Source organism: Microbacterium sp. JZ31 (assembly GCF_016805985.1).
In the GTDB taxonomy this organism is placed as follows: Bacteria; Actinomycetota; Actinomycetes; order Actinomycetales; family Microbacteriaceae; genus Microbacterium.
In genome coordinates this window covers 1,426,381-1,451,586 of the sequence record NZ_CP017661.1, presented here as the reverse complement: position 1 = coordinate 1,451,586, position 25,206 = coordinate 1,426,381, and the positions used below count along the sequence as shown (strand labels likewise).

Annotated in this window: 24 protein-coding genes; 5 read left to right on the top strand and 19 right to left on the bottom strand. The window is 71.9% G+C overall.

What is annotated here, in order from left to right; all coding sequences use genetic code 11:
• The 8 genes from ruvX to BJP60_RS06850 all read right to left on the bottom strand — a co-directional run bounded on the left by ruvX (position 1) and on the right by BJP60_RS06850 (position 8,829).
• Positions 1–468, bottom strand: coding sequence for a Holliday junction resolvase RuvX (gene ruvX, locus BJP60_RS06885; protein WP_203138531.1), 468 nt, complete (start codon positions 466–468; stop codon positions 1–3).
• Complete coding sequence (gene alaS / locus BJP60_RS06880; protein WP_203138529.1) at positions 468–3,125, bottom strand: alanine--tRNA ligase; 2,658 nt, start codon at positions 3,123–3,125, stop codon at positions 468–470. Before alaS ends, ruvX begins: the two co-directional genes overlap by 1 nt.
• 102 nt (positions 3,126–3,227) lie before the next feature.
• Positions 3,228–3,425 carry a hypothetical protein gene (locus BJP60_RS06875; RefSeq protein ID WP_203138527.1) on the bottom strand — a complete coding sequence of 66 codons (198 nt, stop codon included), beginning with the start codon at positions 3,423–3,425 and terminating at the stop codon, positions 3,228–3,230.
• A 144-nt stretch (positions 3,426–3,569) separates the two neighbouring features.
• The gene (gene rpsD / locus BJP60_RS06870; protein ID WP_203138525.1) at positions 3,570–4,199 is read right to left on the bottom strand and encodes a 30S ribosomal protein S4; all 630 of its coding nucleotides are present in this window, start codon (positions 4,197–4,199) and stop codon (positions 3,570–3,572) included.
• 159 nt (positions 4,200–4,358) lie between these two features.
• On the bottom strand, positions 4,359–5,612 hold the full coding sequence (locus BJP60_RS06865; protein ID WP_203138517.1) for an ABC transporter permease: 1,254 nt from the start codon (positions 5,610–5,612) through the stop codon (positions 4,359–4,361).
• A gap of 5 nt (positions 5,613–5,617) precedes the next feature.
• Positions 5,618–6,352: an ABC transporter ATP-binding protein gene (locus BJP60_RS06860; protein WP_238439606.1), complete on the bottom strand. Its 735-nt coding sequence runs from the start codon at positions 6,350–6,352 to the stop codon at positions 5,618–5,620.
• A complete protein-coding gene (locus tag BJP60_RS06855) occupies positions 6,349–7,320 on the bottom strand; it encodes an efflux RND transporter periplasmic adaptor subunit (RefSeq protein ID WP_203138515.1) in 972 nt (323 codons plus the stop codon). Before BJP60_RS06855 ends, BJP60_RS06860 begins: the two co-directional genes overlap by 4 nt.
• A 171-nt stretch (positions 7,321–7,491) precedes the next feature.
• Positions 7,492–8,829, bottom strand: a complete 1,338-nt coding sequence (locus tag BJP60_RS06850; protein WP_203138513.1) for a replication-associated recombination protein A — start codon at positions 8,827–8,829, stop codon at positions 7,492–7,494.
• A 234-nt stretch (positions 8,830–9,063) separates the two neighbouring features.
• Here BJP60_RS06850 and BJP60_RS06845 point away from each other — a divergent pair, with 234 nt between their 5' ends.
• The 3 genes from BJP60_RS06845 to BJP60_RS06835 all read left to right on the top strand — a co-directional run bounded on the left by BJP60_RS06845 (position 9,064) and on the right by BJP60_RS06835 (position 11,642).
• The gene (locus BJP60_RS06845; RefSeq protein ID WP_238439605.1) at positions 9,064–9,315 is read left to right on the top strand and encodes a dioxygenase; all 252 of its coding nucleotides are present in this window, start codon (positions 9,064–9,066) and stop codon (positions 9,313–9,315) included.
• Positions 9,316–9,395: 80 nt separating this feature from the next.
• Positions 9,396–10,970 carry a DUF349 domain-containing protein gene (locus BJP60_RS06840; protein WP_336244370.1) on the top strand — a complete coding sequence of 525 codons (1,575 nt, stop codon included), beginning with the start codon at positions 9,396–9,398 and terminating at the stop codon, positions 10,968–10,970.
• Positions 10,971–11,072: 102 nt separating this feature from the next.
• Positions 11,073–11,642: a type IV toxin-antitoxin system AbiEi family antitoxin gene (locus tag BJP60_RS06835; RefSeq protein WP_203138509.1), complete on the top strand. Its 570-nt coding sequence runs from the start codon at positions 11,073–11,075 to the stop codon at positions 11,640–11,642.
• Here BJP60_RS06835 and BJP60_RS06830 read toward each other — a convergent pair.
• The 9 genes from BJP60_RS06830 to BJP60_RS06790 all read right to left on the bottom strand — a co-directional run bounded on the left by BJP60_RS06830 (position 11,621) and on the right by BJP60_RS06790 (position 21,200).
• Positions 11,621–13,867 (bottom strand): RelA/SpoT family protein, encoded by a 2,247-nt coding sequence (locus BJP60_RS06830; protein ID WP_203138508.1) that lies wholly within the window; start codon positions 13,865–13,867, stop codon positions 11,621–11,623. The genes BJP60_RS06835 and BJP60_RS06830 overlap by 22 nt on opposite strands.
• Before the next feature lie 70 nt (positions 13,868–13,937).
• Positions 13,938–14,918 carry a protein translocase subunit SecF gene (gene secF / locus BJP60_RS06825; RefSeq protein WP_203138505.1) on the bottom strand — a complete coding sequence of 327 codons (981 nt, stop codon included), beginning with the start codon at positions 14,916–14,918 and terminating at the stop codon, positions 13,938–13,940.
• Positions 14,918–16,654 carry a protein translocase subunit SecD gene (secD, locus tag BJP60_RS06820; RefSeq protein ID WP_203138503.1) on the bottom strand — a complete coding sequence of 579 codons (1,737 nt, stop codon included), beginning with the start codon at positions 16,652–16,654 and terminating at the stop codon, positions 14,918–14,920. The genes secF and secD overlap by 1 nt, the downstream gene beginning before the upstream one ends.
• A 46-nt stretch (positions 16,655–16,700) precedes the next feature.
• On the bottom strand, positions 16,701–17,168 hold the full coding sequence (locus BJP60_RS06815) for a preprotein translocase subunit YajC (RefSeq protein ID WP_203138502.1): 468 nt from the start codon (positions 17,166–17,168) through the stop codon (positions 16,701–16,703).
• A 90-nt stretch (positions 17,169–17,258) separates the two neighbouring features.
• Positions 17,259–18,305 carry a Holliday junction branch migration DNA helicase RuvB gene (gene ruvB, locus BJP60_RS06810; protein WP_238439604.1) on the bottom strand — a complete coding sequence of 349 codons (1,047 nt, stop codon included), beginning with the start codon at positions 18,303–18,305 and terminating at the stop codon, positions 17,259–17,261.
• The gene (gene ruvA, locus BJP60_RS06805) at positions 18,298–18,915 is read right to left on the bottom strand and encodes a Holliday junction branch migration protein RuvA (protein ID WP_203138501.1); all 618 of its coding nucleotides are present in this window, start codon (positions 18,913–18,915) and stop codon (positions 18,298–18,300) included. The genes ruvB and ruvA overlap by 8 nt, the downstream gene beginning before the upstream one ends.
• 27 nt (positions 18,916–18,942) lie before the next feature.
• The gene (ruvC, locus tag BJP60_RS06800) at positions 18,943–19,527 is read right to left on the bottom strand and encodes a crossover junction endodeoxyribonuclease RuvC (protein WP_238439603.1); all 585 of its coding nucleotides are present in this window, start codon (positions 19,525–19,527) and stop codon (positions 18,943–18,945) included.
• 91 nt (positions 19,528–19,618) lie between these two features.
• Complete coding sequence (locus tag BJP60_RS06795) at positions 19,619–20,359, bottom strand: phosphotransferase (protein ID WP_203138500.1); 741 nt, start codon at positions 20,357–20,359, stop codon at positions 19,619–19,621.
• 79 nt (positions 20,360–20,438) lie between these two features.
• The gene (locus BJP60_RS06790) at positions 20,439–21,200 is read right to left on the bottom strand and encodes a YebC/PmpR family DNA-binding transcriptional regulator (protein WP_203138494.1); all 762 of its coding nucleotides are present in this window, start codon (positions 21,198–21,200) and stop codon (positions 20,439–20,441) included.
• A 132-nt stretch (positions 21,201–21,332) separates the two neighbouring features.
• On the opposite strand from BJP60_RS06790, the gene pdxY reads away from it, so the two are divergent.
• A complete protein-coding gene (gene pdxY, locus BJP60_RS06785) occupies positions 21,333–22,184 on the top strand; it encodes a pyridoxal kinase PdxY (RefSeq protein ID WP_203138492.1) in 852 nt (283 codons plus the stop codon).
• Positions 22,185–22,269: 85 nt separating this feature from the next.
• On the opposite strand, the gene pdxT is transcribed toward pdxY, so the two are convergent.
• Both pdxT and pdxS read right to left on the bottom strand, forming a co-directional pair.
• Positions 22,270–22,869, bottom strand: a complete 600-nt coding sequence (pdxT, locus tag BJP60_RS06780; RefSeq protein WP_203138490.1) for a pyridoxal 5'-phosphate synthase glutaminase subunit PdxT — start codon at positions 22,867–22,869, stop codon at positions 22,270–22,272.
• Positions 22,866–23,756 carry a pyridoxal 5'-phosphate synthase lyase subunit PdxS gene (pdxS, locus tag BJP60_RS06775; protein WP_269467745.1) on the bottom strand — a complete coding sequence of 297 codons (891 nt, stop codon included), beginning with the start codon at positions 23,754–23,756 and terminating at the stop codon, positions 22,866–22,868. The genes pdxT and pdxS overlap by 4 nt, the downstream gene beginning before the upstream one ends.
• Before the next feature lie 93 nt (positions 23,757–23,849).
• Here pdxS and BJP60_RS06770 point away from each other — a divergent pair, with 93 nt between their 5' ends.
• Positions 23,850–25,187, top strand: coding sequence for an aminotransferase class I/II-fold pyridoxal phosphate-dependent enzyme (locus tag BJP60_RS06770; RefSeq protein WP_203138486.1), 1,338 nt, complete (start codon positions 23,850–23,852; stop codon positions 25,185–25,187).
• Positions 25,188–25,206 lie beyond the last annotated feature (19 nt).

Genomic DNA, 25,206 nt, shown 5'->3' with positions numbered 1-25,206 from the left:
CTACTCCTCGGGTATGCCGGCAGGGGTACCGGCGGCCGCCCCGGTGCGCTTCTCGCTGTCGATGGCGTGCTGCAGCAGAACCACCGCGGCGACCTGATCCACAATGCTACGAGAACCCTTCTGGGAACGCCCGGACTGGCGCAGGGCGGAATGCGCGGACACCGTGCTGAGGCGCTCGTCGACGAGCCGCACGGGCGCCGTCTGGGCGGCCGCGAGTTGGGCCGCGAACTCGCGGGCGTCCGCCGTCGACGGGGTGTCCTCGCCGCGCATGTTGAGCGGCAGCCCCACGACGAACTCGAGCGGCTCGTGCTCCGCCGCGAGCTCGACGAGACGAGCGATCGAACGCTCGTCGCGCGGGACCGTCTCCACGGGCACGGCCAGCATCCCGTCCGGGTCGCAGCGGGCGACGCCGACGCGGGCCTTGCCCACGTCGACGCCGAGACGCACGCCGCGTCGGAAGTCGCTCATCACCCCTGCAGCTGGGCGCGCACGGCGTCCAGGGCGGCGACGATGCCGGACGCCTCCGCACCCGCGCCCTGCGCCATGTCGTCGCGTCCGCCGCCGCGCCCGCCGAGCGGACCCAGCGCGGCCTTGACCAGCGCGCCCGCCTTCGCGCCCGCCGCACGCGCGGCGTCGTTCGTCGCGACGATCGCGAGCACCTTGTCGCCGGCGAGCCCCGTCAGGGCCACGACCGCGGCATCCGACCCGAGACGCTCGCGCACCGAGGTCGCGAGGCTGCGCAGATCGTCGGCGGAGCCGACCGTGCCGACGTTCTCGGCGACGAGGTTGACGGATCCGGTCCGCCGCGCGGTCTGGGCGAGCGCGGGCACGCGGTCGGCGAGCGCACGGGCCTCGAACGCGGCGATCTTCTTCTCGGCGGCCCTGAGGTTCGCGGTGAGCTCCGCGATCCGCGCCGAGAGCTGGTCCTTCGGCGCCTTCAGGGACGCGGACAGCTCGGCGACGATCGCACGCTCGGCGGTCAGCTCGCGGAACGCGTCCACGCCGACGAGGGCCTCGACGCGGCGGTTGGACGCGCCGACCGACGACTCGCCGATCAGGCTCACGAGCCCGATCTCGGCGCTCGAGGACACGTGCGTACCGCCGCACAGCTCGCGCGACCACGGGCCGCCGATGTCGACCATCCGCACGGTCTCGCCGTACTTCTCGCCGAACAGCGCCATGGCGCCGGCGGCCTTCGCGTCCTCGAGCGAGAGCACGCGGGTCGTGACCTCGAGGTTGTCGCGCACGGCATTGTTCGCGATCTCCTCGATTTCCGAGCGGGTCGCGGCGCTGAGCGCCTGGCCCCACGTGAAGTCGAAGCGGAGGTAGCCCGCGCGGTTCAGCGAGCCGGCCTGCGTGGCGCCCTTGCCGAGCGTGTCGCGCAGGGCAGCGTGCACGAGGTGCGTGGCCGAGTGCGCCTGCTGGGCGGCGCGGCGGTTCGCGGCGTCGACGATCGTGGTGGCGGGCTGGTCCTGGCCGACCTCGCCGCGCGTGACCTGCACCGTGTGACTCACGAGCCCGGGCACCGGACGCTGCACGTCGAGCACCTCGAGCTCGTAGCCCGGCCCGACGATCGTCCCCTTGTCCGCGACCTGGCCGCCCGACTCGGCGTACAGCGCGGTCTCGGCGAGGATGACCTCGGCGATCTGTCCCTCCGACGCGCTGCCGGTCGAGATCCCGTCGACGAGCACGCCGAGCACGCGGCTCTCGGTCTCGAGGTCGGTGAAGCCCGTGAACACGGTCTCGCCGAGCGCGCGGAAGTCGCGGTACACGCTCACGTCGGCGATCGCCCGCTTGCGCGAGCGCGCATCCGCCTTCGCACGCTGCTTCTGCTCCTGCATCAGGGCGTCGAAGCCGGCGCGGTCGACGCCGATGCCCGCCTCCTCCGCGATCTCGAGCGTGAGATCGATCGGGAAGCCGTACGTGTCGTGCAGCAGGAAGGCCTGGTCGCCGCCGAGCGTCGCGCCGCCCTGCGCCTTGGTCTTCTGCACCGCGGTGTCGAGGATCGTCGATCCGGACGTCAGCGTACGCAGGAAGGTCTCCTCCTCCGCGAACGCGTACGACGAGATCCGCTGCCAGTCGCTCTCGACGACCGGGTAGGCCTCCTTCATCGCATCGCGCGAGGCCTCGAACAGCGCGGGGAACGTCGCCTCCTCGACCCCGAGCAGACGCATGGCGCGCACGCTGCGACGCATCAGGCGGCGCAGGATGTAGCCGCGCCCCTCGTTCGACGGCGTCACGCCGTCGGACAGCAGCATGAGCGACGAGCGGACGTGGTCGGCGATGATGCGGAAGCGCACGTCGTCCTCGTGCACGGCGCCGTACCGGCGGCCCGAGAGCTCGGATGCGCGGTCGAGCACGGGGCGCACCTGGTCGATCTCGTACATGTTCTCGACGCCCTGCTTGAGGAACGCGACGCGCTCGAGACCCATGCCGGTGTCGATGTTCTTCGCGGGCAGCTCGCCGACGACGCGGAAGTCCACCTTCGAGCGCACGTCCTCGATCCGGTCCTGCATGAAGACGAGATTCCAGATCTCGAGGAAGCGCGTGTCGTCGACGGCCGGACCGCCGTCGCGGCCGTACGCCGGGCCGCGGTCGAAGAAGATCTCCGAGTCGGGACCGCCGGGACCGGGCTGGCCGGTGTGCCAGTAGTTGTCCTCCGCGCCGAGCCGCTGGATGCGCTCGGGCTTCAGGCCGATGACGTCGCGCCAGATCGCCTCGGCCTCGTCGTCGGTCTCGTAGACCGTGACCCACAGGTCCTTCTCGTCGAAGCCGAGACCCCCGTCGGACTCACTCGACGTGAGCAGCTCCCACGCGTACGTGATCGCTCCCTGCTTGAAGTAGTCGCCGAACGACCAGTTGCCGAGCATCTGGAAGAACGTGCCGTGGCGGGCGGTCTTGCCGACCTCCTCGATGTCGTTCGTGCGGATGCACTTCTGCACATCCGCGATGCGCGGGTGCGGCGCGGGCACGACACCCGTCAGGTACGGGATGAACGGCACCATGCCCGCGATCGTGAACAGGATCGACGGGTCGTCGCTCACGAGGGAGGCGGACGGCACGATCGTGTGGTCGTTCTTCTCGAAGTAGTCGAGGTAGCGCTTCGCGATCTCCGCGGTCTTCATGTGGGGTGGTTCGTCCTTGGTCGATCTGCGGTCGCGTCCCGCAGGGAGCGCGCCAGCATGCGGGGGCGGCCGTCTCGGGTGACGGCCGGGAAGCGGATGGGGTCAGACGGCGGGGGCGTCGTCCGCCGACGAGCGGCGGGCCTCCTCGAGGCGGTACGCCTCGCCGATGCGGCCCGTGAACTCCTCGATGCGCGCGTCGATGTCGGCGAGCAGCTCGGCGCCCCGGGGATCCTTGTTGAGGAAGTGGGCGGCGACGAAGCCCGCGATGATGCCGAGCAGGAACGCCAGCAGGTTCTTCATGTCACCCATCCTCCGATCGGACGGCACGTGGCCGCGTCGTTCCATCGTAGACCGACGCCGGGCGCGGCTGCCGAAGGCGCCGGGCGCGGTACGACGAAGGGCGCCGAGGCCGAAGCCTCGACGCCCTCCGTGACGCGGGATCGCTCAGCGCGCCGCGTAGTACTCGACGACGAGCTGCACGTCACACGTGACGGGCACCTCGGCGCGCTTCGGGCGACGCACGAGCTTCGCCTGGAGCTTGTCGAGCTCGACCTCGAGGTAGGCCGGCACGGCGGGCAGCACCTCGGCGTGACCGCCGAGAGCCGCGACCTGGAAGGGCTCGAGGCCCTCGCTCTTGGCCTTGACTTCGATCGTCTGACCCGGCTTCACGCGGAACGACGGGCGGTCGACGATCTTGCCGTCGACCGTGATGTGACGGTGCACGACGAACTGACGGGCCTGCGCGGTGGTGCGGGCGAAGCCCGAACGCAGCACGAGGGCGTCGAGACGCATCTCGAGGAGCTCGACGAGGTTCTCACCCGTCAGGCCCTCGGTGCGACGAGCCTCGTTGAAGGCGATGCGCAGCTGCTTCTCGCGGATGCCGTACTGCTCGCGCAGACGCTGCTTCTCACGCAGGCGGACGGCGTAGTCGCTGTCGGCCTTGCGCTTCGTGCGGCCGTGCTGACCGGGGCCGTAGGGACGCTTCTCGAGGTAGCGCGCGGCCTTCGGGGTCAGCGCGACGCCGAGGGCGCGCGACAGACGGACCTTGCGGCGGTCCTGGGACTTGGTGACCATGGTTTCCTTTCACGAGGCCGCGGCTGTCGCGACGCTCGGACGTACAGTCCCCTCCCATCCGGTTCGGGCGTACGTCTACCCACCCGAGGGATCGTGCGAAAGGGGATGTGCCCGGATTTCGAGCCGCTCAAGCCTATCAGACCGCCCCCGCGGACACCGTCAGTAGCGGATGGCGTCGATCGGGCGCACCCGGACGGCGACCAGCGCGGGCAGGAGCCCCGCGAGGGCGCCGACACCCGCCGAGACCAGCAGACCCGTCACGGCGGCGGACATGGGGAACGCGGGCGGCTCCTGCAGGTCGGCGAACAGGTTGTCCGTCAGCAGGGGCATGCGCAGCACGAGGATCGCGATCACGATGCCCATGCCGCCGGCGATGACGGTCGCCACGACGCTCTCGAGCATCACGGAGAAGAACACCCGGGTGCCGGTCGCACCGAAGCCCCGGCGCACGCCGATCTCGCGGATCCGGTGCCGCACCGTGACGAGCGTGATGTTGAGCAGGCTGAGGCCCCCGAGCGTGAGGATCAGCGCCGCGATCGCACCGAGGATCAGGAACATCGGCCCGAACGGGTCGAAGCCGCCCTGCTCCTGCTGGAACAGGAAGTCGGTGCGCTGCGCGTCGGTCTGCATGCCGCGCGGCAGGCTCGCCGTCATCGAGGCCTTCATCGCCTCCATCAGCGCGTCGGCCCCCTCGACCGGGATCCACGCTTCGCGCATCGCATTCGCGCTGAGCGCCGGTCCGACGATCGCCGTCGCGTCGTCGTAGACGATGTAGCCGTTGTACGCATCGGGCCCGGCCGTCGAGGTGGTCACGCCGACCACCACCGCCTCCGCGGACACGGGTGCGGTGGGCGTGCCGTCGAAGCTCCAGGTGCTCAGCGAGACGGTGACCGTCGGATGCGACGGCATCGGCGGCTCGCCGAGCGCCTGCCACCAGTTCTCGCTGATCACGACGGCGGGCACGAGCCGGTCGCCGTCGGCGTGCGCGAACCAGCGCCCCTCGAGCACGGGCACGCGCCGCATGACCCCGTAGTCGGGATCGACCGCCTGCATGCTCACCCAGGTCCCGCTCGGCACGACCGCGTCGACCTGCGCGACGCGCGCCGCCCAGTTCACGCCGAAGCGCTCGGTCGTGGCGAAGAACGCGGCGTCCACGACGTCCGCGTCGGGCGGCGCGGGAACGGCCTCCGGATCGCTCGTCGCCTCGTACGCCGAGAACCCGACGAGCGCGGGCCTGCCGCCGTTGCGCTCCATCTGCTCCTGGAAGCCCTGCGCCACCATCTGCCCGAGCGCGACCACGCCCGTGAACGCGGCGACGGAGACCGCCACGACGATCAGGCTGAGCAGCACCCGCAGCCGGTGCACGCGCAGCTCCTGCCATGCCTCCGACAACGCGCCCGCGATCGCGGTCACGGGCCTCATACCGCGTCTCCCGCCCGCACGGCGGCAGCCGGCTCGAGCACGGGCACGGTCTCGTGCAGCACGCCGTGCGCGAGCCGGAACGCTCGCTGCGCCCGCACCGCGACGTGCGGATCGTGCGTGATGGTGATGAGCGCGGCGCCGGCCTGGGTCGCGATGTCGTCGAGGAGATCCATGATCACGGCCCCCGTCTCGACGTCGAGGGCGCCGGTCGGCTCGTCCGCGAGGATCAGCCGCGGTGAGCGCACGAGTGCGCGGGCGATCGCGACGCGCTGCTGCTCGCCTCCCGACAGCCGCTCGGGCATCTGCTCGAGCCGGCTGCCGAGCCCGACGCGCTCGAGCATCTCCGTGGCGATCGCGCGGCGTCGCCAGAAGCCGCGGCCGCCGTCGTACAGCAGCGGCATCTCGACGTTCTCGAGCGCCGTGCGGCCCGGCAGCAGATTGAACTGCTGGAATACGAAGCCCACGTTGCGGCCACGCGTGCGGTCCCGTCGCCCGGCGCTCATCCGCTGCAGCGGCACGCCGTCGAACTCGAGCTCGCCGTCCGTGGGCGCGTCGAGCAGTCCCAGGATGTTCAGCAGGGTGGACTTCCCCGAACCCGATCGGCCCATGATGCTCAGGTGATCGCCGACCGCCACGTCGAGATCCACCCCGCGCAGGATGTGCAGGGGCGCCGCGTCGGGCAGCTCGACCGTGCGGGTGATGCCGCGAGCCCGCAGGATCGGGGCGCTCACCCCTCCGCCCCGGCGCTCGTCTGCTCGGCGTCGTCGTCGGGCTGCTCGGAGACGGGCACGAACTCGAAGATCGCCTCGCCCTCCTCCAGGCCCTCGCGCACCTCGATGACCGTGCCGTCGTGGAGACCGAGCACGACGTCGCGCTCCTCAGGGAGCCCGTCGGCGCCCGGCACGAACACGAGGCCCGCCTCCGCGGTGCCGAGCACCGCGGTCATCGGCACGACGAGCACGTCCTCGGCCACGCCGCCCGGGATGGTGATCGTGGCGCTCAGGCCCGGGAACACCCGCACGTCGTCGGGAACCGGACAGCGCACCGTGGTCGTGGCGGGCGTGGCCCCTTCCCCCGCCCCGCTCTCGAGGCCCGCGAGCGGCGTCTCCAGCACGAGGCCCGTGCAGGTGAACGGCGCGGGCCCGCCCGGGATCTCGACCCGCGCCTCCTTCGGCTCCGTCATCAGGCGGTAGCGATCCGCCGGCGCGATCGAGCCCTGGATCCGGAAGGTCGCGGGCGCGATCGCCCCGACCGTGTCGCCGGGAGCCACGGCCTGACCGCTCGCGAGCGTGAGGTCGGACAGCGTGCCGGTCCCGGGTGCGACGATCTCGCTCCACAGGTCGATGGTCGATCCGTCCTCCTGCGGCACCTGCTCCCGCACGCTGGCGACGATCGCGCCGGCCTTCACCTGCTGGCCCTTCGCGAAGAACACGTCGACGACCGTGCCCGCCTTGTACACCTGCACCGCGACCGCCGGGTCGTTCGCGATCGTCGCGGGAAGCTCCAGGTCGTTCACGATCGTGCCTCGCTCGACCGGCAGCTGCGGCTCGGCCAGCGCGCCGGTCGGCTCCGCGCCGGCGCCCACGGCGGGAGCCTCGGTGCGGTCGGGGAAGAAGGCGAGCTTGGCGAGCGCCACGGCGACGATCGCGCCGATGACGAGCCAGAAGACAGGCAGGATCACACGTCGGAAGACGGCCATGCGGGGAGACCTCGTTCGGGGAAGGGACGGGAGTGCGGGAGGGGATGTCTGCTCACCCTCGCGGTCCGCGTCGCGCCGCGTCAAGGATTCGCGGCGGAAACCGGGGTTCCCCCTGACCGGCTCGGGGTCGCCCCCATCGCCCCGCGCCGACGCCGCCCGCGCGCCTCGACGTCAGTCGCCGAGGATGCGGCGCAGGCGCTCGAGCCGCGCGCCGACCTCGCGCTCGGCGCCGTGCGGCTTCGGCTCGTAGTAGCGGCGCCTGCGCAGTTCGTCCGGCAGGTACTGCTGACGCACGACGCCGAGGTCGTGATCGTGCGGGTACACGTAGCCCTTGCCGTGCCCGAGCCGCTTCGCGCCCGCATAGTGCGCATCGCGCAGATGCTTGGGGACGGGCCCCATCCGGCCGGCCTTGATGTCGGCGATGGCGGCGTTGATCGCGTTGTAGGCGGCATTCGACTTCGCCGCGGTGGCGAGGTACGCGGTCGCCTGCGCCAGCGGGATCCTGCCCTCCGGCATGCCGATGAACGCCACCGCGTCCGCCGCCGCGATCGCGATCTGGAGAGCCTGCGGGTCGGCGAGCCCGATGTCCTCGGACGCGGAGATCACGAGACGCCGGGCGATGAACCGCGGGTCCTCCCCCGCCTCGATCATGCGCGCGAGGTAATGCATCGCCGCGTCGACGTCGGAGCCCCTGATCGACTTGATGAACGCGCTGATCACGTCGTAGTGCTCGTCGCCCTGACGGTCGTAGCGCAGCAGGGCGCGGTCGACGGCCTGCGCCACGTGCTCGGCCGTGACGACGGGCTCGTCCGCGTCTTCCGGCGCCTCGGACGCCGCGACGCCGGCGCTCGCCTCGAGCGCCGTGAGCGCCCGGCGCGCGTCGCCGGACGCGAGGCGGATCAGCGCGGCGCGCGCCTCGGGCTCGAGGCGCACCTCCCCCGCGAGGCCGCGCGCATCGGTCACGGCCCTGTCGACGAGGCGCCCGAGGTCGTCGTCCGTCAGCGGCTGCAGCGTGAGCAGCAGCGAGCGCGAGAGCAGCGGCGAGATGACAGAGAAGCTGGGGTTCTCCGTGGTCGCGGCGATCAGGATGACCCAGCCGTTCTCGACGCCGGGCAGCAGTGCGTCCTGCTGGGCCTTCGTGAAACGGTGGATCTCGTCGAGGAACAGGATCGTCGACTGCCCGTACAGGTCGCGCTGGTTCAGCGCCTCCTGCATCACCTCGCGGACGTCCTTCACGCCCGCGGTGATGGCCGACAGCTCGACGAAGCGGCGGCCCGATGAGCGGGCGATCGCCTGCGCGAGCGTCGTCTTGCCCGTGCCGGGCGGGCCCCACAGGATGACCGACACGGTGCCGGGCGCCTGCGCGTCGGGATCGGCGAGCGCCACGATCGGCGAACCGGGCCGCAGCAGGTGCGCCTGCCCCGCGACCTCGTCGAGGGACGTCGGGCGCATCCGCACGGCGAGCGGCGTCGAGCCGCGGCCGCCGCCCATCAGGGAGCCCGAGTTCATCCCTCCAGCGTAGGCGGGACGGCGGACATGACCGTGTCGATTTCGACGACGAGCGCGAGCCTGCGTAGGCTCTATCGCGCTTCGCCGGACACGCCCCCAGGCGCCGTCCAGCGGAGCGAGCGACGTCGACCACGGTGAGAGGATCCGCAGCAGATGGCCGCAGGGGGCAGGTCGCCAGGCCGGGATCGCGCAGCGCGCGAGGCCCGCGAGCGTGCGCGACTGTACGAGGCGCGCGTGCAGCACCATCAGGCGCAGGCCCGCCGGAGGCGCCGCGACAACATCCTCGCCTCGAGCGTCGCGGGCCTCGTGGTCGCTGCGGCGGTCGGCGGTCAGGCGCTGTTCTATTCGGTCGGCCCCGGCGCGGCGGAGGCGCCGGCACCGAGCCAGACGCCGGCGATCTCGCAGTCGCCCGCACCAGCACCGGACGTCACGGGCACTCCGGCGCCGACGACCTCGCCCGCGCCGACGGAGACACCCGCCGGCTGACGCCGGATCGCTCGTGCGGGGGCGTACTAGGCTGGGGCGCGTCCTGTCCCCTCCCGCGGTCACCGCGCAAGGAGCCTCCCGTGACGAGCCCCGATCACACCCCCGCTGAAGACCTCACCCCGGCCGGCGCCGACGCCGCCCAGGGTGCCGAGACCGCGCCGGAGCGCACCGAGTCGGTGAGCGAGACGGCGCCGGAGAACGAGAGCCAGGCCACCGAGCCCGCGCAGCAGGATGCGGCCGCGGCCGACGAGGGCGACGCCACCGCATCGCCGTCCGCCGAGGAACCCGTCGTCGAGAACCCGGTCGCCGAGAAGCCCGCCGCCGATGAGCCGGTCGCCGACGACCCCGCTGCCGAGGAGGCCCCGTCGGCCGTCGAGGCGGCCGCCGACGCCGAGCCCGGCGAGGCCGCCGAGCCGACCGCGGACGCCGCCGCGACGACGTGGGGACGCGTCGACGATGCCGGCGTCGTCTCGGTCCGCGAGGGCGACGAGTGGCGCGTTGTCGGCGAGTACCCCGACGGCACGCCGCAGGAGGCGCTCGCCTACTACGAGCGCAAGTTCGACGACCTCGCCCTGCGCGTGCGCACGCTGGCGCAGCGCCGGCTGCGCGGCGGTGCCTCCGCCGCGGACCTGCGCAGCCAGGCGAAGAAGCTGCGCGAGGAGGTCGTGGGCGCCGCCGTCGTGGGCGACCTCGCCGGTCTGACCGACCTGCTCGACGCGCTGACCGCGTCGCTCGCGGAGGCGAGCGCCGAGGAGGCCGCCGCGCATCGCGCCGCTGTCGACGAGGCCGTCGCCCAGCGCACCGCGATCGTCGAGCGCGTCGAGGCCCTCGCCGCCCGCGATCCGAAGTCGATCCAGTGGAAGCAGGCGACGACCGAGCTCAACGCGGCGTTCGAGGAGTGGCAGCAGCACCAGCAGTCGGCGCCGCGCCTGCCCAAGGCGACCGGCCAGGCGCTGTGGAAGCGGTTCCGCGACGCGCGCTCGACGGTCGAGCGCCACCGCCGGGCGTTCTTCGCCGAGCTCGACGAGACCCACAAGGCCGCGCGCGACCGCAAGACGAAGATCCTCGAGCGCGCCGAGGCCCTCGCGCCGAAGGGCGAGGACGGCATCCCCGCCTATCGCAACCTGCTCGACGAGTGGAAGGCCGCGGGCCGCGCCGGACGCAAGGTGGACGACGCCCTGTGGGCGCGCTTCAAGGCCGCGGGCGACGCCCTGTACTCGGCCCGCGCCGAGCGCGACGCCGCCGAGCAGGCCGAGTCGGCACCGCGCATCGAGGCGCGCAAGGCGCTGCTCGAGGAGGCGAAGGTCGTTCCCGACACCGCCGACGTGAAGCGCGCGCGCCAGCTGCTGACCGGCATCCAGCGTCGCTGGGACGAGGTCGGCCGGATCTTCCCGCGCGACGCCGAGCGCGCGCTGGATGACCAGCTGCGCAAGATCGAGCAGGATCTGCGTGCGCGCGAAGAGGTCGACTGGAAGCGCAACAACCCCGAGACCAAGGCGCGCGCGAACGACGCGACGCGCCAGCTCGAGGACGCGATCGAGAAGCTCGAGAAGGAGCTCGCGGCCGCCGAGGCCAAGGGCGACGCGAAGGCCGTGGCGAACGCGCGCGAGGCGCTGGATGCCCGTCGCGCCTGGCTCAAGGCCATCGGGGGCTGACCCGCCGCGCATCGGCACGACGCGAACACCGCTCGAGGGCGCGCGGCTCCGGTTATCCACACCGGGCCGCGCGCTCTTCGCCGTTCCGGGCACACTGCGTGCATGGCCCGCGTGCACCTGCCCCACGAGATCCTGTCCCCCGCCGAGCTGTCGGCGGCCCGGGTCGACGGCGACCTCGCTCGCGTCGGCCGCGGCGCCTACGCGCCGGCCGATGCGCTGGAGACGCCGGCGGTGCGGGCGGCTTCCCTGCGCGGACTGCTCGGCGAACGCCTCGTCGCGATCGGTGTGAGCGCCGCGTGGGTGCACGGCGCGTCGGGCGCGCCGCCCGCGGTGCACCACGTGCAGCGCGGCGCGCACGGCGTGGGGCGCCCGGTCAGCCGCGGCATCCGCTTCCGCGACACCCCCATCGATGAGGACGACACGATCCTGCTCGGCGGCGTCCGCGTCGCGACCCCCGCGCGCACGCTCGTCGAGCTGGCCAGGGAATCGTCCGATCCGCTGTCCGCCGACTGCGCGCGGCGCCTCGCGACGCCCGCGCTGATCGGCGAGGCGCTCGCCTGGCTCGTCGCGCACCGGCGGTTCCCCGGAAGGCAGCCCGCGATGGCGTTCCTGGCGGGCCTGACGGACGCCCGGTCAGCGTCTCCGGCGGATCAGGACGACGTCACGCGGTAGACGTCGTACACGCCGTCGATGCGGCGCACGGCGTTCAGCACGCGGTCGAGGTGCACGGCGTCGCCCATCTCGAACACGAAGCGGCTGAGGGCCAGGCGCTCCTTGGTCGTCGACACGGTCGCCGACAGGATGTTGACGTGATGCTCGGTGAGCACCCGCGTGACGTCCGACAGCAGTCCAGAACGATCGAGCGCCTCGACCTGGATGTGCACGAGGAACACGCTCTTGGTCGTGGGCGCCCACGTCACCTCGATCATGCGCTCGGGGTCGGTCTTGAGCGACTTCACGTTGGTGCAGTCCTCGCGGTGCACCGAGACGCCGCTGCCGCGCGTGATGAAGCCGACGATCTCATCGCCCGGCACCGGCGTGCAGCACTTGGCGAGCTTGACGAGGATGTCGTCTGCGCCGCGCACGAGCACGCCCGAGTCGCCGCCGCGCGGTGCGCGCTGGCTGATCGTCGGCGGAAGCTCCACCTGCTCGGTCGTCGGCTCGTCGCTCGCCTGCACGAGGGCGGAGACCTTCTCGAGCACCGACTGCGTCGAGACGTGTCCCTCGCCGACCGCCGCGTACAGCGCCGAGACGTCCTCGTAGTGCATGAGGTCGGCGACCTCCTGCAGCGAGTCCTTCAGCCGCTGCAGCGGCAGGGCGTGGCGCCGCATCGCGCGCGCGATCGCGTCCTTGCCCTGCTCGATCGCCTCGTCGCGGCGCTCCTTGGTGAACCAGCCGCGGATCTTGTTGCGGGCGCGCGTGCTCTTGACGAACGTGAGCCAGTCCTGGCTCGGGCTCGCGTCCGGATTCTTCGACGTGAACACCTCGACCACGTCGCCCGAGCTCAGGGTCGACTCGAGCGGCACCAGCCGGCCGTTGACCTTTGCCCCCATCGTGCGGTGACCGATCTCGGTGTGCACGGCGTAGGCGAAGTCGACGGGCGTCGCCCCGGCCGGCAGACCGATGACCTTGCCCTTCGGCGTGAAGACGTAGACGTCCTTCGCGCCGATCTCGAAGCGCAGCGAGTCGAGGAACTCCCCCGGATCCTTCGTCTCCGACTCCCAGTCGGAGATCCGGGCGAGCCACGCCATGTCGGTGTCGATGGACTTCGGGTCGGTGGCCTTGCCGCCGGCCATCCGCTCCTTGTACTTCCAGTGCGCCGCGACACCGAACTCGGCCTGCTGGTGCATCTCGTTCGTGCGGATCTGGATCTCGACCGTGCGCCCGCCGGGTCCGATCACCGTCGTGTGCAGCGAGCGGTACAGGTTGAACTTCGGCGTGGCGATGTAGTCCTTGAAGCGACCGGGAAGCGGACGCCAGCGCGCGTGGATCGATCCCAGCACGGCGTAGCAGTCGCGCACCGTCGCGACGATCACGCGGATGCCGATCAGGTCGTAGATGTCGTCGAACTCGCGACCGCGCACCACCATCTTCTGATAGACGGAGTACAGCTGCTTGGGACGCCCCGCGACCGTGCCGCGGATGCGCAGCTCATGCAGGTCACGGCTGACGTCGTCGATCACGTTCTGCACGTACTGCTCGCGCTGCGGCGTCCGCTGCTTCACGAGGCTGTCGATCTCGTTGTAGATCTTCGGGTGCAGCACCGCGAACGACAGGTCCTCGAGCTCGGACTTGATGGTCTGGATGCCGAGGCGATGCGCGAGCGGCGCATAGATCTCGAGCGTCTCGGTGGCCTTCTTCTTCGCCTTCTCGGGCGGGACGAAGCCCCACGTGCGCGCGTTGTGCAGGCGGTCTGCGAGCTTGATCACGAGCACGCGGATGTCCTTCGACATCGCGACGATCATCTTGCGGACGGTCTCGGCCTGCGCGCTCTCGCCGTACTTGACCTTGTCGAGCTTCGTGACGCCGTCGACCAGCAGGGCGACCTCGTCGCCGAATTCGGCCTGCAGCTCGGGCAGCGGATAGCCGGTGTCCTCGACCGTGTCGTGCAGCAGCGCGGCCGCGATCGCACGCGGTCCGAGGCCGAGCTCGGCGAGGATCTGGGCGACCGCGAGCGGATGCGTGATGTACGGCTCGCCGCTCTGGCGCTTCTGCCCCCGGTGCTTCTCCTCCGCGACGGCGTACGCGCGCTGGATGATCGCCAGGTCGCCGCGCGGGTGGTTCGCTCGCACGGTCGTGATCAGCCGCGTGAGGTCGACGTGCCGGCCCGCGCGCGAGAAGATGCGCGGGACGAGCCGGCGCAGGCTCGGGGCCTGGGACGTCACGGATTCGGCCATGCCGCGCCCCTTCCCTCGTTCACCTGTCCGCCGTGCGGATTCTGCAATCCTACGCCGGGGCGAAGACCACTCAGGCTGCGCCACGTGCGGCGAGCACCCTCTCGTCGGCCTGGCGGATCGCGGGCTCGTTCTCGCGGAACAGCGAGTAGATCGGCGCGGCCACGAACAGCGTCGAGTACGTCGCGACGATGATGCCCACGAAGATCGACAGCGAGATGTCCGAGAGCGTCTCGGCGCCCAGCCACAGGGACCCGATGAACAGGATCGCGGCGACGGGCAGCGCGGCCACGACCGAGGTGTTGATCGAGCGCACGAGCGTCTGGTTCACCGCGAGGTTCACCGACTCGCCGAACGTGCGGCCCGAGACGTCCGCGTCCTCCATCGTGTTCTCGCGGATCTTGTCGAACACGACGGTCGTGTCGTAGAGCGAGTACGCGAGGATCGTCAGGAAGCCGATCACGGCCGCGGGCGAGATCTCGAAGCCGCACAGCGCGTAGATGCCGACCGTCACGATCAGCACGTCGAGCAGGCCCACGATCGCGGCGGCCGACATCTTCCAGGTGCGGAAGTAGATCGCCAGGATCAGGAAGGTCAGGCCCAGGAAGATCGCCAGGCCCCACAGCGACTGGCGCGTCACATCCTGTCCCCAGGTGGGGCCGATGAACGACGCCGTGATCTCGTCGGGCGAGACGCCGTAGGCCTCGGCAAGCGCATCCGTGACCGTCTGCGTCTGCTCCGCACCCAGCTGCGACGTCTGAACCCGGATGTCGCGGTCGTTGACCGTCGTGACCTTCGTCGTCGTGCCGGGGACGGACTCCTCGACCGCGTCGGTCGCGAGCGCCTGGTCGGTGGACGAGGGCGCGGAGACGAGGAACTGCGATCCGCCCGTGAACTCGACGGAGAACTCGAACCCGCCGCGCAGGAACGGCGCGATGGCGGACAGCACGACCAGCACGATCGCGACGATGAACCACGTGCGTCGGCGACCGACGAACGGGAAGGAGGCCTTGCCCGTGTAGAGGTCGTTGCCGAAGTCGGTCATGGAGCGCATTAGGCGTTCTCCTCCTCGGCGCGGCCCGCGCCCTTGTCCGAGGCGTTCTGCGCGGCCGCGAGCTCGGCGGCCTTGCGCTCGGCGATGGTCTGGCGGCGCTCGGCCTCGCCGCGGGAGCGCTTGGCGCGCCCGCCCGTGGCGACCGGCGTGCGGAACGATGCGCGGCCACGGTAGACGGCGCCGAGGGCCGAGGGGTCGAGGCCCGACAGCGGATGTCCGTCTCCGAAGAAGCGCGTGCGCACGAGCAGCTGCATGACCGGGTGCGTGAACATCACGAAGATCAGCACGTCGAGCACGGTCGTGAGGCCCAGCGTGAACGCGAAGCCCTTCACGGTCGCGTCGGCGAGGATGTACAGCACGACGGCCGCGAGCACGTTGATCGACTTCGAGATGTAGATCGTGCGCTTGGCGCGGGCCCAGCCGTCCTCGACCGCGACGGTCATCGCCTTGCCGTCGCGCAGCTCGTCGCGGATGCGCTCGAAGTAGACGATGAACGAATCCGCCGTGAAGCCGATCGTCACGATCAGGCCCGCGACGCCGGCGAGCGAGAGCCGGTAGCCGAGGCGCCACGACAGCAGGCACAGCAGGATGTAGGTCAGCACCGCCATCACGACGAGCGACGCGATGATCACGAAGCCGAGCGCGCGGTAGCTGACGAGGACGACGAACAGGCCGACGAGCACCAGGCCGATCAGACCCGCGATCAGACCGCTCTGCAGCTGCTGCGAGCCGAGCGTCGCGGAGATGGTGTCGGAGCTCACGACCTCGAAGCTCAGCGGCAGCGCGCCGAACTTCAGCTGATCGGCCAGCACCTTGGAGGTCTCCTGGTCGATGTTGCCGCCCGAGATGCTGGGCCGGCCGTCCGTGATCACGGCGTTCATCGTGGGCGCCGAGATGATGTTGCCGTCCAGCACGAACGCGAACTGGCTGCGCGGGTCGTTGGGCGACTCCGTGCGGATCGCGTTCAGGCGCTCGCTGATCTCACCGAAGGTCTGCGCACCCTCGCCGTCGAACTGCAGGTTGACGCTCCACGTGCCGGTCTGCGGGTCCATGCCGTTCGTGGCGTCGTCGATCGACGAGCCGTCCATCTCGACCGGGCCGAGGATGTACTTCGCCGCGCCCGCGGTGTCGCACGTGATGAGCGGCTGGTCGGCCGGCGCCGCGGACGGGTCGTTCGCGGGGTCGTCACAGCGGTACGACTGGAACTGCGCCCACAGCAGGTCGCTGACCCACGTGGGGTCGGATCCGTTCGACGGCTCGGCGGTCGGCGTCGCGCCCAGCGACGCGTCCGGCGTCGGGTACGGGGTCTCCTCGCCGTCCTCGCCCACGAACGTGTTCGACGGGCCCGACGCGTAGATCACGGCACGCAGCTCGAGCTGGGCGCTGGCCTGGATGCGCTCTCGCGTCTGCTCGTCCGCGTTGCCGGGGATCTGCACGACGATGTTCTGCGAGCCCTGCGTGGAGATCTCCGACTCGCCGACGCCCGAGGCGTCGACGCGCTGGCGGATGATCGCGACGGCCTGCGCGAGCTGCTCGGCAGACGGCTCCGCCTCCTCCGTCTGGGCCTCGAGCACGATCTGCGTGCCGCCCTGGAGGTCGAGCGCGAGCTCGGGCACCCAAGTGCCGCCCTTGACGACGTGCACGCCGAGCGCGTTTGCGCCGAAGAGGATGGCGGTGATGACCAGCAGGCCGGTCAGGACGCGCCAGGCACGGCGCGCAGGAGTGGAGATCGCCACGGAGGTGTCAGCTTTCTGCAGCGGAGGTCAGGCGCCGGCGCGCGGCTCAGGCGTTCTTGTCGTCGCGCTTGTCCGGCGTCGTGCCCGTTCCGGGCAGGTCGTCGGTCTCGACGCCGTTCACGGTGTACGTCCCCGGCTTCGTGTCGTCGACGAGGGGCTCCGGCTCCGCGATCAGCGTCGCGTCCGTGTCGCGGGTGTCCGCGGCGTCCACGTCCGCGGCATCCGCGTCGGCGGCGGCGACGGCCGTCTCCTCGGGGGCGAGATCGATCGCCTGCGTGTGCAGCTCGACGACCACGCCCGGGGCGATCTCGACCTTGGCGGGCTCCGACAGGTCGTCCTTGTCGAACTCCACCAGCGTGCCGAACAGTCCGGAGCGCGTCATGACGCGCGCACCCGGGACCATGAGCTCGCCCTTGCGGGCCTGCTCCTCACGCATCTTCTGCTGGCGGCGCCGGGAGCTGAAGAACATCCAGACGAGCAGCAGTGCGAGGACGACGAGGAGGAGGATATCCATGGGGCGGGAGAGCCTTTCGGGGTGGGCGCACGCACCGTCGCCGGCGCGAGAGAAGGGGCGTTCGGCGGGAAGCCGCCAGACCTTCAGTGATTATAGGTCATCGAATTTCAGCACCCCGTCCGGATGGGGCACATCCAGGTGCGCGTACGCCTCCGGCGTGGCGACACGCCCCCGGGGCGTGCGTCCCATGAAGCCGATGCGCACCAGGTAGGGCTCGACGACGCTCTCCACCGTGTCCGGCTCCTCGCCCACCGCGACCGCGAGGGTCGACAGCCCCACCGGGCCGCCGCGGAACCGACGCACGAGCGCGTCGAGCACGGCGCGGTCGAGGCGATCGAGACCGATCTCGTCGACGTCGTACAGGTCGAGCGCGGCGCGCACGTCCGCGATGCCCGCCGCAGCTCCCCCGGCGTGCACGAGCGCGTAGTCGCGCACGCGTCGCAGCAGGCGGTTCGCGATGCGCGGCGTGCCGCGAGAGCGACGCGCGATCTCCGTGCGCTGCGGCGCGCCGAGCACGACGCCGAGCACCGCGGCCGAACGCCCGACGACGCGCTCGAGCTCTTCCGGCTCGTAGTACTCGAGGTGCGCGGTGAAGCCGAAGCGGTCGCGGAGCGGATTCGGGAGCATGCCCGACCGGGTGGTGGCGCCCACGAGCGTGAACGGTGCCAGATCGAGCGGGATGCTGGTCGCGCCCGCGCCCTTGCCGACCATGATGTCGATGCGGAAGTCCTCCATCGCGAGGTAGAGCATCTCCTCGGCGGATCGCGCCATCCGGTGGATCTCGTCGATGAACAGCACCTCGCCGGGCGTCAGGCTCGACAGCAGGGCCGCCAGATCGCCCGCGTGCTGGATCGCGGGGCCGCTCGACAGCCGCAGCGGCCGCTCGCTCTCCTGGGCGACGATCATGGCGAGCGTCGTCTTGCCGAGGCCGGGAGGGCCGGCGAGGAGGATGTGATCGGCCGGGCGCTGCTGGATGCGCGCGGCGTCGAGCAGAAGCTGCAGCTGGCCGCGCACCTTCTGCTGACCCACGAACTCGGCGAGGCTGGCCGGGCGCAGCGCGCCCTCGATCGCGAGCTCCGCCTCGTCGAGCGGCCGGGGCGTCGTGACGTCGTCGGCCGGCAGATCCTCGTCAGCCACGCGCCGCCCCCTGCTTCGCGGGGCCGAGGAGGGCGAGGGTCAGACGCAGCAGCGCCTGCACGGAGGCGCGGTCCGACTCGGACGCGCTCTCCGCGGCCTGCGCGACGGCGTCGCCCGCGACGCGCTCGGGCCACCCGAGCCCGGCGACCGCCTGCACGACGCGGTCGGTCACGTCGCTCGGCGCGGCGGCGGGTGACGCAGCCGGCGCGGGGGGCGCGAGCTTGCCCTGCAGCTGCACCACGATGAGCTTGGCGGTCTTCGGGCCGATGCCCGACACACGCCGGAACGGCTTGTCGTCGTCCTCCGCGACCGCGGCCGCGATCTGATCGACCGTCAACGCCGACAGCACCCCGAGCGCGGACTTCGGGCCGACCCCCGACACGCTCAGCATGGTCCCGAACACCTCGAGTTCGGAGCGCTCGGCGAATCCGAACAGCGACAGGGCGTCCTCGCGCACGATGAGGCTGGTGTGCAGCGCCAGCGTCTCGCCGATGCGCGCGGTGCGCGCGAGATCCGGCGGCACGGCGACCGAGAAGCCGACTCCCCCGACCTCGACGATGACGCTGTCGGTGCCGGCGTGCAGCACGGTGCCGCGCAGGGAGGAGATCATCCCCTCAGCCTAGGCGCCGGTTCGGACCTATGTTCGAGCGACACGCGTCCGCCGCGTGCGCTTCTCCGCGTCGGCCCAGGCGCGCTGCGCGGGGGTCAGGGACGTGTCCGCGCCGTGCGCCTGCACGGACACGCCGCCGCCCCAGGCGTGGCACAGTGCGAGCGCGAGGGCGTCCGCCGCGTCCGCGGGCTGCGGCAGCGCGTCGAGCCGCAGCACGCGCTGGATCATCGTCTGCACCTGTCGCTTGTCCGCCGATCCGTAGCCCGTGACCGCCGCCTTCACCTCGCTCGGGGTGTGCGTCGCGGCGGGGATCCCGCGCTCGGCGGCGAGCATGAGCGCGACGCCGCTCGCCTGGGCCGTACCCGTGACGGAGTGCAGGTTGTGCTGCGCGAACACGCGCTCGACGGCGACGACATCCGGGGCGTGCGCGTCGAGCACCGCGCGGATGCCCCGCGCGATCGTCGCCAGCCGCTCCGCGATGGGCAGCTCCGGTGCCGATCGGACGACCCCGACGTGCACGAGCGTCGCCGTCCGGTTGCGCGCCACATCGACCACCCCGACGCCGCACCGGGTCAGACCGGGGTCGATGCCCAGCACGCGCAGACTGCTCACCCGCTCAGCGTAGGCGCGCCGGATCCGGGTTCCGCGCCGCACCGCCGAGGGGCGCCGCCTTGGACCCGGCAGCGTCTCGTCCGGCGGCGACTCAGGCGCGCAGGCGCACCGCGTCGCGGCGGTACATGCGCGCGTGAGCGGCGAGCTCCCCGCGCCCGGTGGCCGCCGAGCGCTTCTCGGTGAACGTCGCGAGCTCGTCGAGCCGCTCGGCGGCCGTCGCGCGCACCTGCGCGACCGACCACGTCGCGCCGTACGCCGCGACGAGATCCGCGATCCGCTGATCCGGCGACCCGTAGCGCCCCACGTCGAACGCGTCGGCGTCCTCGGCGAGCGGCGCGATCCGGTAGGCCAGGTACGCCGCATCCCAGATGCGCGGCCCCGGCGAGGCGAAGTCGAAGTCGATCGCCCCGGCCAGTGCGTCGCCCGACACGAGCAGGTTGTACGGCGCGAAGTCGTTGTGGCAGATCACCTCGACCGGCTCGTGGACCGCGGCCCGCCACGGCTGCGGATCTTCCGCCGTCGCCTCGCGCGCCAGCGGCACGCTCGCGTCGTGGATCCGACGCAGCAGCCGCGCCGCGGCGTCGAGCACGCCGGGCGACCAGAGGACGTCCGGGTGCGCTTCGGCGAGCACGCCTCCCGGGAGGTAGCTGAGGATCTCGCGCCCACGGTCGTCGATCCCGAGCGGCCGGGGCGTCCCGGCGACGCCCGCCCGCGCGCACAACTCCAGCAGACGATGGACGGCCGGCGTCCACGGCCCCGTCTCGCGGCGCACGGTGTCGCCGATCCGCACGACGGGCGTGACGTTGCCGCCGCTGAGGGTTTCCTCCTGCACGCCTTCACCGTAGCGACCGCGCCGGAAGAACGACGCCGCCCCACCCGGCGGAGCGGATGGGGCGGCGTGACTCGCGGGTTTACTCGTCGTCGGACTCGAGCTCGGCCTGCACCTCGGGCGACAGGTCGATGTTCGTGAAGACGTTCTGCACGTCGTCGCTGTCCTCGAGCGCGTCGATCAGCTTGAAGACCTTGCGGGCGGTCTCGGCGTCGACCGGGACCTTGACGTTCGCGACGAACTCGGCGTCGGCGGACTCGTAGTCGATGCCGGCGTCCTGCAGTGCCGTACGGACGGCGACCATGTCGCTCGCCTCGGTCACGATCTCGAAGCCCTGCGGGTGCGGCTCGACCTCGAGCGCGCCGGCCTCGAGCGCGGCGAGCATCACGTCGTCCTCGGTGGTGCCCTCGTTCGAGGCGACGATGACGCCCTTGCGCTCGAAGTTGAACGACACGCTCCCGGGGTCGGCCATGTTGCCGCCGTTGCGGGTGACGGCCGTGCGCACCTCGGCGGCGGCACGGTTCTTGTTGTCGGTCAGACACTCGATGAGCATCGCCACGCCGCCGGGCGCGTAGCACTCGTACATGATCGTCGTGTAGTCGACGGACTCGCCGCCGATGCCGGCGCCGCGCTTGATCGCGCGGTCGATGTTGTCCTTCGGGACCGAGGTCTTCTTCGCCTTGAGCACGGCGTCGAACAGCGTCGGGTTGCCGGCCTGGTCAGGGCCGCCGAGCTTGGCCGCCACCTCGATGTTCTTGATCAGCTTCGCCCACGACTTCGCGCGGCGGGCGTCGATGACCGCCTTCTTGTGCTTGGTCGTCGCCCACTTGGAATGACCTGACATGTCTCTCCCGATCTCGTCTCGCGGCCACGCGCTCTCGGCGTCCGGGCCTCGTGACAGTCTACGAGAACGCCCGGCGCGCCGACCGCGCAGCCCTGAGCCCCTCGCCGCGCCCCGAGGTGCGAGGATCGAGGGATGAAGATCCTGTCGATCCAATCGGCGGTCGCCTACGGTCACGTCGGCAATTCCGCGGCGGTGTTCCCCCTGCAGCGCATCGGCGTCGAAGTGCTGCCGGTCTACACGGTCAACTTCTCGAACCACACCGGGTACGGCGCATGGCGCGGCCCGCTGATCGCGCCGGACGACGTGCGCGAGGTGATCACGGGCATCGAGGAGCGCGGCGCTTTCGCGCACATCGACGCCGTGCTGTCGGGGTATCAGGGCGGCGAGGGCATCGCCGACGTCATCATCGACGCCGTCGCGCGCGTCAAGGCGGCGAACCCCGAGGCGATCTACGCGTGTGACCCGGTGATGGGCAACGCCAAGTCGGGCTGCTTCGTCGCCCCGGCGATCCCGATCCTGCTGCGCGACAAGGTGGTGCCGGTCGCGGATCTGATCACCCCGAATCAGTTCGAGCTCGGCTACCTCACGGGCACCGAGCCGAGCGACCTCGCCTCGACGCTCGCGTCGGTGGATCGCGCACGCGACATGGGCCCGCGCACGGTGCTGGTCACGAGCGTCGAGCGACCGGATCGCGAGCAGGGCACGATCGAGATGCTGGCGGTCGACGATGCCGGGGCCTGGCTGCTCTCCACGCCGCACCTGCCCTTCAAGGCGAACGGCTCGGGCGACGTCACGGCGGCGCTGTTCACGGCGCACTACCGCGAGACCGGCTCGGCGGCCGAGGCGCTCGCCCGCACCGCGTCGAGCGTCTTCGCCCTGCTCGAGCAGACCCTCGCCTCCGGTGAGCGGGAGCTTCAGCTCGTCGAAGCGCAGGAGCACTACGCCCACCCTCGCATGGAGTTCGCAGCGCGCCAGGTGCGCTGATCCGTCACGAGACGAGGAGGGGCCGGGATCTGCGAGATCCCGGCCCCTCCTTCATCCGAGCCGCGGCGCACGGGCGGCTGCCGGGTCACGCCGCGCGGGCGACCACCCGGTCCAGGAAGCGCCGGTGGAAGCGCTGCTCGCCCGCAGACTCCGGATGGAAGGCCGTGCCCAACAGGTTCTCCTGCTCGACCGCGACGATCCGCCCGTCCGCCAGCGCCGCGAGCGGCGTGGCCGCGCCCACCCTCTCGACGATCGGTGCACGGATGAAGGCCGCGCGCACGGGCTCGGAGCCCAGCGCCGGGACGTCGAGATCGGTCTCGAACGATTCGGTCTGCCCGCCGAACGCGTTGCGCCGCACCGTGACGTCCAGGCCGCCGAAGGTCTGCTGACCCTCGATCGCGCCGCTGATCCGATCCGCAAGCAGGATGAGCCCCGCGCACGTGCCGAAGACCGGCAGTCCGTCGGCGATCGCCGCACGGATCGGCTCGCGCAGCTCGAACGCGCGGGCCAGCTTGTCGATCGCGCTCGACTCGCCGCCGGGAAGCACGAGTCCGTCGACCGCGGCGAGCTCGGCCGGCCGGCGCACGAGCGACACGCGCGCCCCCAGCTCGCCGAGCAGGGCCGCGTGCTCCCGCACGTCGCCCTGCAGGGACAGCACGCCGACGCGCGGCGCGTGCGTCGTCACCAGCCGCGCTCGGCGAGGCGGTGCGGTGCGGGGACGTCGGCGACGTTGATGCCGACCATCGCCTCGCCGAGGCCGCGCGAGACCTCTGCGACGACCTTCGGGTCGTCGTGGAAGGTGGTGGCCTTGACGATCGCCGCGGCGCGTGCGGCCGGGTCGCCCGACTTGAAGATGCCGGATCCGACGAACACGCCGTCGGCGCCGAGCTGCATCATCATCGCCGCATCGGCGGGCGTCGCGACGCCGCCCGCGGTGAACAGCACGACCGGCAGCGCCCCGGTCTCCGCGATCTCGGCGACCAGGTCGTACGGCGCCTGCAGCTCCTTCGCCGCGACGTACAGCTCGTCGCGCGTCATCGACCGCAGCGCGTTGACCTCGGCCGTGATCCGGCGGATATGCTTGGTCGCCTCCGACACGTCGCCCGTGCCCGCCTCGCCCTTCGAGCGGATCATCGCGGCGCCCTCGTTGATGCGCCGCAGAGCCTCGCCGAGGTTCGTCGCGCCGCACACGAACGGCACCGTGAAGGCGTGCTTGTCGATGTGGTTCACGTAGTCGGCCGGCGAGAGCACCTCCGACTCGTCGATGTAGTCCACCCCGAGCTCCTGCAGCACCTGCGCCTCGACGAAGTGTCCGATGCGCGCCTTCGCCATCACGGGGATCTCGACCGACGCGATGATCTGATCGATCAGGTCGGGGTCGCTCATGCGGGCCACGCCGCCCTGAGCGCGGATGTCGGCGGGCACGCGCTCGAGCGCCATCACGGCGACGGCGCCTGCGTCCTCGGCGATGCGCGCCTGCTCGGCGGTGACGACGTCCATGATGACGCCGCCCTTCAGCATCTCGGCGAGGCCGCGCTTGACGCGACCGGTTCCGGTGGTGACGGTGCTCACTGCCGTGCTCCTCCTGTCTGGCCCGATGGGCTTTGGCATAGGCCTATCTTCGGCCTAGGCCAAAAGGTAGCACGGCACCGTACACTCGTCGGGATGGATGACGTCGCGATCGGGATCGAGGGACGCACGGCCGCCGAGATCGCGGCGAGCGTGCGTGCCCTGCTGGAGCGCGGCGCGCTGTCTCCGGGCGACGCGCTCCCCCCGGTGCGCGCGCTCGCGGACCGGCTCGGCGTCAACCGCAACACGGCCGTGGCGGCGTACCGGCTGCTGAGCCGCTCGGGGATCGTCGTCGCGGGCGGGCGCGCGGGCACGCGCATCGCGCACCCCGAGCCCGTCGCGCTGGAGGGCTTCGCGAGCGCGGGCGACGGCGGGGGCGAGGCGGCGCGCGACGTGGGCGCAGGCAACCCGGATCCGGCGTGGATTCCGCAGCCCGCCCGCTACCTCTCCGCGCTCGCCGGCCGCCCGGTCCTGTACGGCGAGCCGGTGATCGACCCCGAGCTGGAGGCGACGGCCCTCGCGTGGATGTCCGCCGACACGGCACCCGCCGAGCTGCGCCTCACGCTCACGAGCGGCGCGGTGGACGCCGTCGAGCGGCTGCTGGCGCAGGCGCTGACCCGCGGCGATGCGATCGCGCTCGAGGACCCGTGCTGGCTCGCGAACATCCACACCGTCCGGCTGGCCGGGTATCGCGCGGTGCCCGTGCCCGTCGACGCCGAGGGCATGACGGTCGAGGGCCTGCGTGCGGCGCTCGCTCACGGCGTGCGCGCCGTGATCTGCACGCCGCGCGCGCAGAACCCGACCGGGGCCGGGCTGTCCGAGCGCCGGGCCCGCGAGCTGCGCGCCGTGCTGGCGGATCATCCGTTCGTCCTGGTGATCGAGGACGACCACTTCTCGCTGCTGTCCCGGCAGCCGTTCCGCTCGATCGTCGGACCTGAGCATCGCCGCTGGGCGCTCGTCCGCTCGGTGTCGAAGTTCCTCGGTCCCGACATGTGCCTCGCCGTGACGGCGTCCGATCCGCACACCGCCGATCGCCTCGGTCTGCGCCTCAGCTCCGGCACGACGTGGGTCAGCCACCTGCTGCAGCGGCTCGCGCACGCGATCCTCACGGATGCCGACGCACGAGATCTCATCCGGCGGGCCGGGAAGCACTACGCGGCGCGCAACGACGCGTTCGCCGCGCGGCTCGCGTCGGTCGGCATCCCGGTCGTCCCCGGCGACGGCCTCAGCATGTGGGTGCCGGTCGGCGCGCCCGCCGGCCGCGTAACCGACGAGCTGCGCCGTCGCGGATGGATCGCCCGCCCCGGCGACGAGTTCTTCCTGGGCGACGCGCAGGCCGATCCGCACGTGCGCCTCACGGTTCACGACCTGAGCGAGGCCGAGGCGGATGCGCTCGTGGCCGACCTCGCGGCCGCCATCTCCGCTGCCGGATGACCGACCCGTCCGCCGGAGT